Origin of the sequence: Roseomonas sp. CECT 9278 (assembly GCF_918698155.1) — a bacterium.
Lineage (GTDB): Bacteria > Pseudomonadota > Alphaproteobacteria > Acetobacterales > Acetobacteraceae > Neoroseomonas.
Genome location: NZ_CAKKLX010000005.1, coordinates 13,723 through 26,543, shown reverse-complemented (window position 1 = coordinate 26,543; position 12,821 = coordinate 13,723). Strand labels below are relative to the sequence as shown.

10 protein-coding genes and 1 tRNA gene are annotated in these 12,821 nt (G+C 72.3%); 2 read left to right on the top strand and 9 right to left on the bottom strand.

Going from position 1 to position 12,821, the window contains the following annotated elements; all coding sequences use genetic code 11:
- Positions 1–121: 121 nt before the first annotated feature.
- Positions 122–1,468 carry an amidase gene (locus LQ222_RS04695; protein ID WP_230164828.1) on the top strand — a complete coding sequence of 449 codons (1,347 nt, stop codon included), beginning with the start codon at positions 122–124 and terminating at the stop codon, positions 1,466–1,468.
- Positions 1,469–1,600: 132 nt separating this feature from the next.
- Here the strand turns inward: LQ222_RS04695 and ltnD are convergent, their stop codons facing one another.
- The 4 genes from ltnD to LQ222_RS04675 all read right to left on the bottom strand — a co-directional run bounded on the left by ltnD (position 1,601) and on the right by LQ222_RS04675 (position 4,650).
- A complete protein-coding gene (gene ltnD / locus LQ222_RS04690; RefSeq protein WP_230164826.1) occupies positions 1,601–2,491 on the bottom strand; it encodes an L-threonate dehydrogenase in 891 nt (296 codons plus the stop codon).
- 143 nt (positions 2,492–2,634) lie between these two features.
- Positions 2,635–3,093 carry a MarR family winged helix-turn-helix transcriptional regulator gene (locus LQ222_RS04685; RefSeq protein WP_230164825.1) on the bottom strand — a complete coding sequence of 153 codons (459 nt, stop codon included), beginning with the start codon at positions 3,091–3,093 and terminating at the stop codon, positions 2,635–2,637.
- 85 nt (positions 3,094–3,178) lie between these two features.
- On the bottom strand, positions 3,179–4,123 hold the full coding sequence (locus tag LQ222_RS04680; RefSeq protein ID WP_230164823.1) for a 2-dehydropantoate 2-reductase: 945 nt from the start codon (positions 4,121–4,123) through the stop codon (positions 3,179–3,181).
- Positions 4,124–4,191: 68 nt separating this feature from the next.
- The gene (locus tag LQ222_RS04675) at positions 4,192–4,650 is read right to left on the bottom strand and encodes a GNAT family N-acetyltransferase (protein WP_230164821.1); all 459 of its coding nucleotides are present in this window, start codon (positions 4,648–4,650) and stop codon (positions 4,192–4,194) included.
- Positions 4,651–4,749: 99 nt separating this feature from the next.
- Here LQ222_RS04675 and LQ222_RS04670 point away from each other — a divergent pair.
- Positions 4,750–4,826: transfer RNA gene (locus LQ222_RS04670), tRNA-Arg, on the top strand.
- 137 nt (positions 4,827–4,963) lie between these two features.
- Here the strand turns inward: LQ222_RS04670 and LQ222_RS04665 are convergent.
- Genes LQ222_RS04665 through LQ222_RS04645 form a run of 5 tightly spaced genes read right to left on the bottom strand, consistent with a single transcriptional unit; the run spans position 4,964 to position 12,783 of the window.
- Complete coding sequence (locus tag LQ222_RS04665) at positions 4,964–5,656, bottom strand: 4'-phosphopantetheinyl transferase superfamily protein (RefSeq protein ID WP_230164819.1); 693 nt, start codon at positions 5,654–5,656, stop codon at positions 4,964–4,966.
- Entirely contained in the window at positions 5,653–7,281 is a 1,629-nt protein-coding gene (locus LQ222_RS04660) for an ATP-binding cassette domain-containing protein (RefSeq protein WP_230164818.1), read from the bottom strand. Before LQ222_RS04660 ends, LQ222_RS04665 begins: the two co-directional genes overlap by 4 nt.
- Entirely contained in the window at positions 7,278–8,594 is a 1,317-nt protein-coding gene (locus LQ222_RS04655; protein ID WP_230164816.1) for a TolC family outer membrane protein, read from the bottom strand. The genes LQ222_RS04660 and LQ222_RS04655 overlap by 4 nt, the downstream gene beginning before the upstream one ends.
- Before the next feature lie 11 nt (positions 8,595–8,605).
- Positions 8,606–11,680 carry an efflux RND transporter permease subunit gene (locus tag LQ222_RS04650; protein WP_230164814.1) on the bottom strand — a complete coding sequence of 1,025 codons (3,075 nt, stop codon included), beginning with the start codon at positions 11,678–11,680 and terminating at the stop codon, positions 8,606–8,608.
- Positions 11,680–12,783 carry an efflux RND transporter periplasmic adaptor subunit gene (locus tag LQ222_RS04645; RefSeq protein ID WP_230164813.1) on the bottom strand — a complete coding sequence of 368 codons (1,104 nt, stop codon included), beginning with the start codon at positions 12,781–12,783 and terminating at the stop codon, positions 11,680–11,682. Before LQ222_RS04645 ends, LQ222_RS04650 begins: the two co-directional genes overlap by 1 nt.
- Positions 12,784–12,821: the final 38 nt, after the last annotated feature.

The following is a 12,821-nucleotide window of genomic DNA, read 5'->3' as shown; positions in this document are numbered from 1 at the left end:
CAGGCGAGAATTTGTAGCTCCGAAATCGGCATCGCACGACAGGATTTTGTGCTGCCCCTCACCCTTGCCGAGCCACCGGCGCAGCGGAAGAATGCGGCGCTCAACAGGGATCCGCGCCAGCATGAGGACCATCGTCGAAGCGGCCGCAGCACTCGCGGCCGGCCACACGACCGCGGCGGCGCTGACCGAGGCGGCGCTGGCGCGCATCGCCGACCCGGCCGGGGAGGGGACGCGCGCCTTCGTCACGGTGCACGCGGCCACCGCGCGCGAATCGGCGGCCGCCATGGACGCGCTGCGTGCGGCCGGGCGTGCGCCGTCGCGCTTCGCCGGCATCCCGATCAGCATCAAGGACCTGTATGACGAGGCCGGCGTGACCACGCGCTCGGGCTCGGTCGTGCTCAATGGCGCGCCGGCGGCGACGGCCACGGCGCCCTCGGTTCAGCGATTGATCCGTGCCGGCTTCGTGGTGCTGGGGCGCACCAACCAGGTGGAATTCGCCTTCTCCGGCCTCGGCGTGAACCCGCATCACGGCACGCCGCTCAGCCCCTGGGATCGTGCGACTGGGCGGTTGCCGGGCGGGTCGTCCTCGGGCGCCGGCGTGGCGGTGGCGGATGGCATGGGCTTCGCTGCGCTGGGCACCGACACCGGCGGGTCCTGCCGCATCCCGGCCGCGCTGTGTGGCGTGGTGGGGTGGAAGCCGACGGCGAAGCGCGTGACCATCGCGGGCATATTGCCGTTGGCGCCCTCGCTCGATTCCGCCGGGCCGCTGGCGCGGTCCGTCGCGGATTGCGCGATCGTCGATGGCTTCATGGCGGGCGAGGAAAACCCGGCGGCGCCGAAGCCGCTGCCGATCAAGGGCCTGCGCCTCGGCCTGCCGCGCGGCACCTTCCTGACCGATGGTATGGACGGCACGGTCGCCGCGGTATTCGGGCGCACGCTGACGCGGCTGTCCGCCGCCGGCGCGCAGATCATCGAATTCGACCTGCCGGAGCTGGACCAGATCGCTGCCGCCAATGCCGCCGGCGGCTTCGCGGCCAGCGAGGCCTGGGCCTGGCACCACGTGCTGGTCGCCGACCATGCCGACCGCTACGATCCGCGCATCCTCAAGCGCATCCAGCGCGGCGAACGCATGTCGGCCGCGGACTACGTGGAACTGGTGCAGGCCCGCGCGCGCATCATCGCCGCCATCGCGCCGCGCACCGCGCCCTTCGATGCGGTGATCGGCCCGACCTGCCCGGTGGTGCCGCCGCGCCTCGCGGAGGTCGAGGCCGAGGCCGACTACAACCGCATCAACATGTCCCTGCTGCGCAATACCAGCGTGGGGAATTTCCTCGACCGCTGCTCGATCAGCATTCCCTGCCAGGCCGAAGGCGAAGCGCCGGTCGGGTTGATGCTGACCGGCGAGCACATGGGCGATGCGCGCCTGTTCCAGGTGGCGGCGGCGCTGGAGGCGGCGCTGGCGGCATAGCGCTGCGCGGCATCGCCCGGCCACCCGGACGGGACGCGGCAGACCCGCGCGGGCGCCGCCGCAACGCGGATGTGGCGCGGCAGACCAGCGGGCCTCTGCCGCATCGCATCGCGGGCGGCGCGCCGGACGCCGTCATTCCCCCGGCAGCTTGATGCCCGTCATCGCCTGCCAGACGCGGATGACGAAGCCATCATCCTTGCCGCCCTGGCCCATCGCCCGCGCCGCGGTGAACAGCTGCTGCGCCTGCGAGGCCAGGGGCACCGGGAAGTCCAGCCCGCGCGCCATCTCCGCGACCAGGCCGAGATCCTTGACGAAGATGTCCACCGCGGACCGTGGCGCATCGTCGCCCTCCAGCACGCGCGCCATGCGGTTCTCGAACATCCAGGAATTGCCGGCGGCGCTGGTCACCACGTCGTACAATTGCCGCGGGTCGGCGCCCGCGCGGATGCCCAGCGCCATCGCCTCCGCCGCCACCGCGATATGCACGCCGGCCAGCAGCTGGTGCACCACCTTCACCGTCGCGCCGATGCCCGGTTCCTCGCCGAGGTTCCAGACCTTCGCCGCCACCGCGTCCAGCACCGGTGCCGCCGCGCCGAAGGCCGCCGCGCTGCCGGAAGCCATCACCGTCATCTCGCCGGCGCGCGCCTTCACCGCGCCGCCCGAGACCGGCGCATCGAGGAACAGCAGCTGGCGCTCCCGCGCACGGTCCGCCAGCGCGCGCGCGGCATCCGGCCCCATGGTGGCGGAGCTGACGATGACGGCGCCCGGCGCCAGGCGTTCGACCGCGCCGCCGGCACCGAACAGCGCCGCCTCGGTCTGCGCGGCGTTCACCACCAGCAGCAGCAGGGCCTCGATCCCCTGGGGCAGCGCGTCGGCGCTGGCCGCCACCGCGCCGCCAGCGGCGGCGAATTCCGCGCGCGCCGTCTCGCGCATGTCGCAGCCCGTGACCTCATGGCCGGCGCGCAGCAGGCTCAGCGCCGCGCCCATGCCCATGCTGCCCAAGCCGATGACGCCGACCTTCATCCCGATCCCCCCGCGTAGGTCGCGGCAGGCTGGGCGTGCCGGCGCGGCGCGTCAACGCAGCACGGCCACCGTCACCTGCACCACGGCGGCGACCACCAGCAGCACCAGCACGATCCGCTGGAGCACATGAATCGGCGGCATGGTCAGCTCCCGCGCAGGCGCCGCTTGAGCCCCTGCCGGGCGATCAGCGCGCGCAGCAGGTCCTTGATGGCGGCGGCATCGGGGTGGCGGGCCACCACCTCGGCCTCGTGCGCGCGGGCGGCGGCGAGCAGGTCGCCGACCATCGCCTCGCCCTTCGGCGCCATGCTGACACGGACCAGGCGGCGGTCGCGCCCGTCCTGCTGGCGCCTGACCAGCCCGTCGCGCTCCATCCGGTCGAGCACCTTGGTCATGGTGGGCTGTTGCAGCAGGCAGGCCTCGGCCAGGGCGGTGACGGTCTCGGGGCCGCCCGAGAGCATCGCCAGCACGCGCCACACTGGCACCGAGACGCCGCGCGCGCGCAGCCGGTCATGGAATTCGGAGGATACGACGAAGGATGCCCGCGCCAGCAGGGAGAGCAGGTAGTCATCCACGAAGCGCGGTGCGGCGTGCTGTGTGTCCATGGGAGCCACCCGGCGATGTCGGACCAGCCTAGCCGCGCGAGGGCCCCGGAGTCTTGCATTGCGTCATGCTGCGCCGCAGCACGATTCAGCCCCCGGGCAGGCGCCCCGCGGCGCGACGCTGCTCATAGGCCTTGGCGTGCAGGAAGGCGGCCTCGTGCGCCTCGTGCGGCACGCCGGCGGCGCGCGCGGCCTCCAGCAGGAAGCCGAGGATGTGGTCCGCCTCGATCCGCCCGCCGGCCTCGAGGTCGCGCAGCATCGAGGTCGCGTAGGCCGCCTTGGTGTCGGCGAAGACGGCGCGGAACTCGGCGATGAAGGCCTCGCGCATCGGGAAGCCGCGCGCCGCGGCGATCGCGGCGTTGCGGTCGAGCAGCCTGTGCAGGAAGTCGACGCCGCCGGGACTGCGCGCGATCTCGCCGACATTGGCGCGCAGCAGCACCGTGCCGACCGCGCTGGTGCCGAGGTGCACCAGCTTCTCCCACATGCGCGCCATGATGTCGGGCACGGCCTGCGCCACCACCCCCTTCGCCGGCGCGAAGGCGGCCTCGATCGCGCGCACGCGGTCGGTCATGGCGCCGCCGATTTCGCCGAAGGTGATCCAGCGCCAGTCGTTGAGTTGCCGCACCGTGCCGTCGGCGCCGAGCGTCGCCTGGATCTTCGCCAGCCCGCCCAGCACGCGGTCGGCGCCGAATTCCGCGACCAGGCGATCGACATGCGCCAGCCCGTTCAGCACCGGCAGGATGGCGGTGCGCGCATCGACCGCGGGGCGGATCGCGGCGATCGCGTCATCGAGGTCGTAGGCCTTGCAGGACAGCAGCACGACATCCCAGCCCGGCCCTGCCTGGTCCGCCGCCAGCGTGGCGACGGGCCCCTGCCAGGCGCCGAAGGGGCTGTCGATGCGCAGGCCCGCGCGGCCGATCGCGGCGCGCCGCTCGGGGCGCAGCAGGAAGGCGACCTCGGCCGTGCCGGCCTCGACCAACCGGCCGCCGTAGTAGCCGCCAAGCGCACCCGCGCCCAAGACCAGCATCCGCATCGCGGCGTTCCTTCATCGACCGGCGACGACACTATGCAGGTGCGCCGCCGCGCGGAAGCCGGCGCGGGTCATTGGCCGGCGCGCAGCTCCTCGACCGTGCGCAGCGCCGCGGCGGCCTCCACGCCGAGGCGAGCGCGCGCATGCAGCCCGGTCGACAGCGTATTCGTTGCATCGCCGATGACCGCGACCAGCACGCGGAAGCCCTGCGCGGTGCAGTACGCGGCCAGCGCATCGAGCCGTGCCGCGCCGGTGCCGCCGCGCGCCACATCAGGCGCCACGTAGACCCAGTTCCCGACCGCGAAGCGATTGGCCAAGGCATGGGCATGGCCGGCGACGCGCCCATTGCGTTCGCCGACCAGGCAGGATGGGCCGGCGGCGAGGATGGCGGCGCGTCGGCGGGTGATTTCGGCGGTGTCGGGCGGGTGGAGTTCGAAGCTCGCGAGGCCATGGGTGACGCCATGGCCGCAGATCGCGGCGATGGCGTCACTATTGGCATCCCGGCCGGGGCGGATCAGCGGCGGTTGCATGGGCCGGAGGGATAGGGGCGGGAAGATGGATGACCGGGCGACTGGTGGCCGCCACGGGGCTTCCTTCGGCGGGGTGGCTGAGGTATGGCTTGGCGCGACGGACCCGTAGCTCAGCTGGATAGAGCGCTGCCCTCCGAAGGCAGAGGTCGAAGGTTCGAATCCTTTCGGGTCCGCCATGACATGCCGGTAGCAGCCGCACGCGCCGCTTCGCCGTTTCCGCATGGCGGCGCCAGGATGACGCGCCGGGTCCGCCAGACCGGCGCCTGAACCGGCTGCCACTGGCGCCACGCCGTCGTCGGCCAGCCGACCCGATCTACGCCGCCGCCGCCGCGCTCCGCAGCCTCATCGGATCGACATCGCGCACCACGAACCGCATGCCGGGAACCGGCGCGGCAAGCCCGATCCAATGCCCGCCCTGGCGCGCCGTGTGCAGCGACCAGGCCGCGACCGGCCCGCAGGCCGGCGGCAGTGCCATGATCCGCGGTGGTTCGTCCGCCAGCACCACCTGCCGGATCTGCAGCGCCAGCCCGAGCCCCACGGCCTTCGCCACCGCTTCCTTCGCCACCCACAGCCGCAGCAGCCTCTGCCGGCGATCCGCCGCGCCATCCAGTTCCGCGATCTCCGGCGGCGCCAGCGCCAGCGCACGCAGCGCGGCCTCGTCCGGGTCGCGCGCCGCGGCTTCCGCATCCACGCCCACTTCGTGATCCTGCGCGACAGCCACCGCGACCAGCCCATCGGTGTGCGTCAGGCTGACATGCAGCAGCCCGTCGCGCGGATCGACCCGCGGCTTGCCCTGCGCATCCGCGGCGATCCGCGCATCCCAGCGCATGCCATGCGACGCCAGCGCGAAGCGCAACAGCGCATGCGCCAGCACATAGGCGCGGCGATCACGCGCGAAGACGAAGCGCCCCGCCCGCGCACGCTCGGCCTCATCGAGGCGCGGCAGCAGCGCCTCGGCCAGCGCGTCGTGCTGCTCGCCCACCGGGCAGGTCAGCACCGCGATCATGCCGGGCGCAGCACCCCATCCTCCATCACCAGGCGGCGGTCGCAGGCGTCGAAATGGTCGTCGTCATGCGTGACCGCCAGCACGGTCAGCCCATCGGCCTTCATGGCGGGCAGGATCTCGCGGTAGAAGCGGCGGCGGAAATCGGGGTCCTGGTCGGCGGCGAATTCGTCCAGCACCAGCACAGGCCGGCGTTCGAGCAGCGCCACGATCAACGCCAGGCGCTTGCGCTGCCCCACCGACAGGTCGACGGTCGAGAACGCCCCGTCGCGCAGCGTGACCTTCGCATCCAGGCCGAGTTCGCGCAGCAGCAGGCGCACCCGCGGTGCCTCGCTGGGCGGCACGCCCCACAGCCGGGCCGCGAGGTGGAAGTCGGAATGCACTACCGCCATGACCCTTCGCAGCGAGACATCGCCCGGCGGCAGGTCGGTGCCGTTCAACGCGACCACGCCGCCCTGCGCCGGATACAGCCCGGCCAGCACCTTGATCAGGGTGCTCTTGCCCGCGCCATTGCCACCCGACAGGAACACGATCTCGCCGCGCCGCAGGTCGAGGTCGATCGGCCCGATGCCGAAGCCCGGCGCGTCGCCCTCGCCGGCGTGGCGGTACACCACGTGGCGCAGTTGCAGGCTCTCGAAGGGCGGCGGCGGGGCATCGCGCGGCGGCGGTTCCGGCGGCAGCCGCGCCAGCTCGGCCCGCAGGTCGAGCAGCCGCGCCGCCGCCGTCTCGGCGATGGCGACCGTGGTGACGCCCTGCAGCAGGCTGCCGATCGCCCCCAGCACGAACAGCAGCACCATCGCCGCCTTCGCGACCGTAGGCCCGGCCAGGCCCCAGGCCGGCAGCACCCACACCATCATGCCCAGCAGCAGGAAGAACATCATCTGCCCGAACAGCGTCATGCTGCCGATGCCTTCCTGCGCCTCGCGCCGCGCGGTGGCGGCGCGCGTGCTGAGCGCGGCGACATGGTCGCGCAGCGCCGCGCTGCGCGCCGAATTCTGCTTCACCTGGCCGGCGCCGCGCAGCGCGTCCTCGATTCCCTCCAGCGCCTCCTGGTCTTTGCCGGCGGACAGCGCAAGCTTCGCGCCCATCACCTTCAGCCGGCGGATATACGCCACCGCCGCCAGCGTCACGCCGATGGTGCCCAGCACGAAGGCCAGCTTCGAGAGCATGAACAGGTAGATCACCGCGAACAGCAGTTGCAGCGCCGCCTGCGCCGCGCTGACGATCGGCACGGCCGAGGCCGAGATGGACTGCACGTCCCCCGACAGGCTCGCCACCAGACGCGCCCGGCCCAGCCGTTCGAAGGTCGCGAGATCGGTCCGCGACAGCTTCTCCAGCAGCCCCAGGCGCAGGCGCGACAGCACGCCCTCGACCTCCATCGCGGTGACGCGTGCGACATGGATCTGGCAGCCCGCATAGACCGCGATCGCGGCCAGCAGGATGACCAGGTTGCGCAGCGCAGGCTCGCTGCCCGACTGGCCGACCGTGCCCAGCACCGCCAGGATCGCGGTGTTCGCGAGGCCCGCCACCGCCGAGAGCGCCAGCAGCGGCCACACCGGGACGCGCAGTTCCGGCCCGATCAGCGCCCACAGCCGCAGGCCTGGCCGCGCTTGGGCGGGCTCGGTCATGGCAGGCCGCCGCGACGGCGCGCGGTGCGGGCATGCACCGTCGGGTCGTACAGGTCGACCGGCAGGCCGAGCGCCTCCGCCGTGAAGCGGCCGATCGCCACCAGCAGCTGGTAGGACGCCACCGCGGCGTCGTGCTCCAGCCCGATCTGCGCGCGCCGCGCCTCGTACAGGGATTCGAGCTGGCCCAGCAATTCGAAGGTGCTGCGCGCACCCAGCGCGGCCTGTGCCTGCACGCCATCATAGGCCGCCTGCGCGATCCGCACCTGCAACACGCTGATGCGCGCCGCGGCGCTGGTGCCGTTCCAGGTGGCGAAGGCGCGGCTGGCATTCTCGATGGCGTCGCGCCGCGAGCTGACGGTGTCCCAGCGGCTCTGCTGCGCCTGTTCCTGCGCCTGGCGGACCCGCCCGATCGCCAGGCCGCCCTGGTACAGCGGCACCGTCAGGTTCAGCGTGACGCCCCAGGTATTGGACCGCTGGTCGGGAATCGTGAGGCCGTAGTCGCGCCCGCCATTCAGCGACAGCGACAGGCTGGGCAGCATGTCGGCGCGCGCGACGCCGATCTGCGCGCGCGCGGCGCGCTCGCGGAAGGCGCTGGCGATCACCACGGGGCTGTTGGTGTCGGCCAGCTGCTGCACGGTGGCGATGGTGTCGGGCAGGCCGGGCGGGCGCGGCGCCGGCGCCAGTTCGCCCGGCGTCATGCCCACCGCGGCGAGGAAGCTGGCGATCGAGGCTTCGAGCTGGCCCTCCTGCGTCTGCGTCTCCGCGCGCGCCGCCAGGTAGCGGCTGTTCGCCTGGTCGACATCGGGCTGGGTGAGCTGGCCGGCCCGCATGCGGATGCCGATCTGCTCGTATTGCTGGCGGGTCACGTTCTCCTTGTCGCGCGCCACCTGCAGAAGGGCGCGGTCGCGCAGCACGTCCTGGTAGGCGGTGGCGGCGCGCAGCAGCACGGATTGCTCGGTGCCCAGCAGGTCGGCGCGCCCGGCCAGCACGGTGGCCTCGGCCTGTGCCACCTGGGCGGGCGTCCGCCCGCCGCTGTAGATCGGCTGCTGCATCTGGATGCCGCCAGACACCGAATTGGTGCGTGAATCGAAGATCGGCCGGCTGACGGTCTGCCCGGTCTGCCCGCCCGATCCGTAGAGCTGGATCGTCGGCAGCCAGCCGGCGCGCGCCTGGCCCACCTGTTCGTCGGTGGCGCGCAGCCCCGCGCGCGCGCCCTGGAGATCGGAGTTGCCGCGATAGGCTGCGACCAGCGCATCGCGGAAGGTCTGTGCCGCGGCGCCCCCGGGCAGCAGGGTCAGCAGCAGAAGCAGCATGCGCGCGCGCATCAATGCCCTCCGGTTGCCGGATGTGCGGGTAGCGCGGGCAGCGGCATGCGCCGGCGCCGCGACAGCAGGGAATAGACGGTCGGGATCACGAACAGCGAGACCAGCGTGCCGAAGGTCAGCCCGGCCACGATCACCATGCCGATCTGCGCCCGGCTGGCGGCGCCCGCGCCGGTGGCCAGCACCAGCGGCAGCGCGCCGAGCACGGTCGCGACGGTGGTCATGATGATCGGGCGCAGGCGCATCGCCGCGGCCTCGACCAGCGCGTCCTCGAAGCTGCGGCCTTCGTCGCGCAGCTGGTTGGCGAATTCCGTGATCAGGATCCCGTGCTTCGCGATCAGCCCGATCAGCGTGATGATGCCGATGCCGCTGTAAAGGTTCAGCGACCCACCCATCCACAGCAGCCCGACCAGCGCGCCGCAGATCGCGAGCGGCACCGCCAGCAGCACGATCGCGGGATCGCGGAAGCTCTCGAACTGGGCGCTCAGCACCAGGTAGATGAACACGATCGACAGCAGGAAGACCGTGCCAAGGTCGCTGGTGCCCTGTGCTGTCGCGGCCGCGCCGCCGGCGGCCTCGACCCGGATGGTGGCGGGCAGCACGCTGGAGGCGATGCGGATGAGCTCGTCGGTCGCCTCGCCGGCAGTGGCGCCGGGGCGCAGGTCGGCGCCGATGGTGGCGCTGCGCTGCCCGCCGGTATGCGACAGCACCGCCGGCCCGGGCACCTCGCTCGCCGTCACCAGCGAGCCCAGCGAGACCGGCGAATCGGCGCGCCCGCGCAGGTACACGCGATCCAGCGCGCTGGGGTCGCCCTGGAGGTCCTGCGGCAGGTCCACGATCACGTTGTAGACCGCGCCGCCGTAGTTGAAGGTCGATGCACGGTTGCCGCCCAGCAGCGCCTGGATGGTGGTGCCCACCGACGCCACCGGCACGCCCAGGTCGGCGGCCAGCAGGCGGTCCACCTCGACCACCACCTGCGGGGTGTTCATCACCAGGTCGCTGGTGATGTTGGTGGCCTGGGTCGCCTGGGTGGCGGCCGCGGTGCGCAGCGTATCGACCGCCTGCGCGAGCGTCTCGTAGTCCGAATTGGTGCGCAGCACGACCTGCACCGCCTGGCCCGCCGCGCCGCCGCCCAGGCCCCCGGCGGCAAACACGCTGGCCGAGACGCCCGGCAGCTTCGACAGCCGCTCCATGATGCTGGCGGTGATCTGGGTGCTGTTGCGGGTGCGCTGCGTCCAGTCGCGGAACACCACGAAGGACAGCACCTGGTTGGGCAACGGCGTGCCGACCAGCACCAACGCGTCCACCACCTCGGGCTGCGCGTGGAAGGCGGCCTCGGCTTCCGCCGCCCAGCGCGACAGGTAGTCGAGCGAGGCGGTGGTGGGCCCCTGCAACTGGATCAGCGCATAGGCGTCGTCCTCGACCGGTGCTTCCTCGGCGGGGATGCTGCCGGCCACCTGCGCGGTGCCGATGATGCACAGCACGCACAGCACGCCCACCAGCCAGCGCCGGCGCAGCAGCCAGCGCAGCAGCCGTGCGTAATGGCCGGCCAGCCATTCCAGCGCGCGGTCCATGCGCTGCGCCCAGCCGCCTGGCTTCTTGGGCCGCACCAGCCGCCCGCACAGCATGGGCGAGAGGGTGCGCGCCACGAAGCCGCTGATCAGGATGGTCGCCGCCAGGGTGAAGGCGAATTCGCGGAACAACTGGCCGACCATGCCGCTCACCAGCCCGACCGGCGCGAAGACCGATGCCAGGGTGATGGTGGTGGCGATGACCGCGAAGCCCACTTCCTCGCTGCCGCGGAAGGTGGCGGCCATCGGGTCCATGCCGCCATCGACCAGGCGCTGGACGTTCTCGACCTCGACGATCGCGTCGTCCACCACCAGCCCGACGGCCAGGATCATCGCCAGCAGGCTGAAAATGTTGATGCTGAAGCCGAACATCTTCATCACCAGGAAGGCACCGACCAGCGAGACCGGGATGGTCAGCAGCGCGATCACGCTGGTGCGCAGCGACCCCAGGAACACCACCACCACCGCCAGCACCAGCAGCACGGCGACGATCACCGCCTTGAACACCTCATCGACGCTGGCCTGCACGAAAATCGAGGTGTCGAAGGCGATCGCCACCTGCATCCCCGGCGGCGCCGCAGCCTGGAGTGCGGGCAGCATGGCGCGCACCGCCTTGCCGATATCGAGCGGATTGGCGGTGGATTGCGGCACCACGCCCACAGCGACGGCGGTCTGCCCGGCATAGCGGATGGCATTCGCCGCCGTATCCGGCCCGACCATGGCGGTGCCGACATCGCCGATGCGGATCTGGAAGCCGTCCTCGCCGCGGCGCAGCACCAGCTGTTCGAACTGGTCGGGCCGGTTCAGCGCCGTGCTGACCAGCACCGAGATGATCTGGTCGCGGCTGCGGAACTGCCCGCCCGGCACGTCCACGTTCTGCGTCGCCAGTGCATTCGTCACGTCGTCCACCGTGACGCCGTGCGCCGCCATGCTGAGCGTGTTGAGCCGGATGCGGATGGCGTATTTGCGGTCGCCGATCAGCTGGTTCTGCGCCACGCCGGGAATATTGGACAGCATCGGCAGCATGGTGCGCCGGACGGTGTCGGTCACCTCCATCGCGTCGCGCCGCTGGTCCGAGAACGACACGTACAGCACCGGCTGCGCGTTGCTGGCCGCCTGCGACACGCTCGGCGCCAGCGCACCGGCCGGCAGCAGCCCGACCACCTGGCCCATCGCCGCGCGCACGTCGCTGACCGCATCCTGCGGCGCGACGCCGACCGCGAAGGTCAGCTGGATGGAGCTGAGCCCCTGGCGGCTGGTGCTGGTCATGGTCGCGACGCCCGGCACCGCGGCCAGCGCCTGTTCCAGCGGCGATGTCACCTGCGATTCCACCAGTGCCGGCGCCGCGCCGGGAAACACCGTGTCGACCGAGACATTCGCCATCACGAAGTCGGGCAGCTGGCGCACCTGCAGCGTGGTCAGCGCCCACAGCCCGAGCAGCACCACGATCGCGTTGATGACGATGGTGAAGACCGGCCGGCGTATGCAGAAGTTCGAGAGATCCATCAGCCACCGCCAGCGGGCGCGGCCGCCGCGGCCGGTGCGCTCGCCGGCGGCGCGGCGGTCTCCTGCACACGGTCGCCGTCGCGCAGCCGGAAGGCGCCGACCGTGACGATGCGATCGCCCGCCTTCAGACCGTCGCGGATCTCGACCATGTTGTCCTGGTGGGTGCCGAGCGTCACCGCCCGGCGCACCGCCACGCCATTGTCGATGACATAGACGAAGCTGCCCACCAGCTCCCGCACCAGCGCATCGGCCGGCACCACCACCGCATCCGCGCGGGTCGCGAGCTGCAGCACCACCCGCACGAACAGCCCTGGCGTCAGGCGGTCGCCGGGATTCTCGATCTCGGCGCGCAGCAGCACCGACCGCGTATCCACCGACACCGAGGTATCGACGAAGGTCAGCACGCCCGGCCCCAGCTCCTCCTGGATGTCGGGGATGTCGAGGCGCACCGGCATGCCCTGGCGCAGGCGCGGCAGGTAGCGCCCGGCGACGCGGATCTCGACGAACAGCCGCGAGCGGTCCTCGATCATCACGATGCGGTCGCCGGCGTTCAGCATTGCGCCTTCGTCGACGTAGCGCGTGCCCAGCGCGCCGGCGAAGGGCGCGCGCAGCGTCGTCAGTTCGAGTTGCCGTTCATTGACCAGCACCGTCGCCTGCGACGACGCCACGGTGCTCTGCGCCTGCTCGACCGACTGCGTGCTGTCGAGGCCGCGGCGCGCCAGGTCGGTCACGCGGCGCAGGTTCTGCTGGTCGGTCAGCAGCTTGGCGCGGGCCGCGGTCAGTTGCGCCTGCGCCACGCTGTCGTCGAGCATCGCGAGCGGCGTGCCGGCCTCCACGCTCGCGCCGTCGGTGAACAGGATACGGCGCAGCGGCGCGGCCTGCGGCGCGGTGATGGTGACCAGCAGGCGCGGCCGCAGCGAACCATAGGCCGGCAGCAGGTCCACCACGGTCGCGGTGCCGGCGGGCGCGGTCTGCACTGGGATCGGCGCGGCGGCGGGCGCGGCCGCACCGGCCGCCGGCGCAGCGGTCGTGGTGGTGCGGTAATAGTAGTACCCGGCGCCGAGCAGCACGACGACCAGCACCGCGATCAGCGCGCGCTTCATCGCCGGTCCCCGCAGCGCGCAGGCAGGGCGCGGCCCAT

What these genes read in the sequence shown, in the direction of transcription:
- LQ222_RS04660 (WP_230164818.1), bottom strand. Translation starts at nt 7,281, where the DNA reads ATGACCGAGCCCGCCCAAGCGCGGCCAGGCCTGCGGCTGTGGGCGCTG.
- ltnD (WP_230164826.1), bottom strand. Translation starts at nt 2,491, where the DNA reads ATGAAGGTCGGCGTCATCGGCTTGGGCAGCATGGGCATGGGCGCGGCG.
- LQ222_RS04655 (WP_230164816.1), bottom strand. Translation starts at nt 8,594, where the DNA reads ATGCTGCTTCTGCTGCTGACCCTGCTGCCCGGGGGCGCCGCGGCACAG.
- LQ222_RS04645 (WP_230164813.1), bottom strand. Translation starts at nt 12,783, where the DNA reads ATGAAGCGCGCGCTGATCGCGGTGCTGGTCGTCGTGCTGCTCGGCGCC.
- LQ222_RS04695 (WP_230164828.1), top strand. Translation starts at nt 122, where the DNA reads ATGAGGACCATCGTCGAAGCGGCCGCAGCACTCGCGGCCGGCCACACG.
- LQ222_RS04675 (WP_230164821.1), bottom strand. Translation starts at nt 4,650, where the DNA reads ATGCAACCGCCGCTGATCCGCCCCGGCCGGGATGCCAATAGTGACGCC.
- LQ222_RS04680 (WP_230164823.1), bottom strand. Translation starts at nt 4,123, where the DNA reads ATGCGGATGCTGGTCTTGGGCGCGGGTGCGCTTGGCGGCTACTACGGC.
- LQ222_RS04685 (WP_230164825.1), bottom strand. Translation starts at nt 3,093, where the DNA reads ATGGACACACAGCACGCCGCACCGCGCTTCGTGGATGACTACCTGCTC.
- LQ222_RS04665 (WP_230164819.1), bottom strand. Translation starts at nt 5,656, where the DNA reads ATGATCGCGGTGCTGACCTGCCCGGTGGGCGAGCAGCACGACGCGCTG.
- LQ222_RS04650 (WP_230164814.1), bottom strand. Translation starts at nt 11,680, where the DNA reads ATGGATCTCTCGAACTTCTGCATACGCCGGCCGGTCTTCACCATCGTC.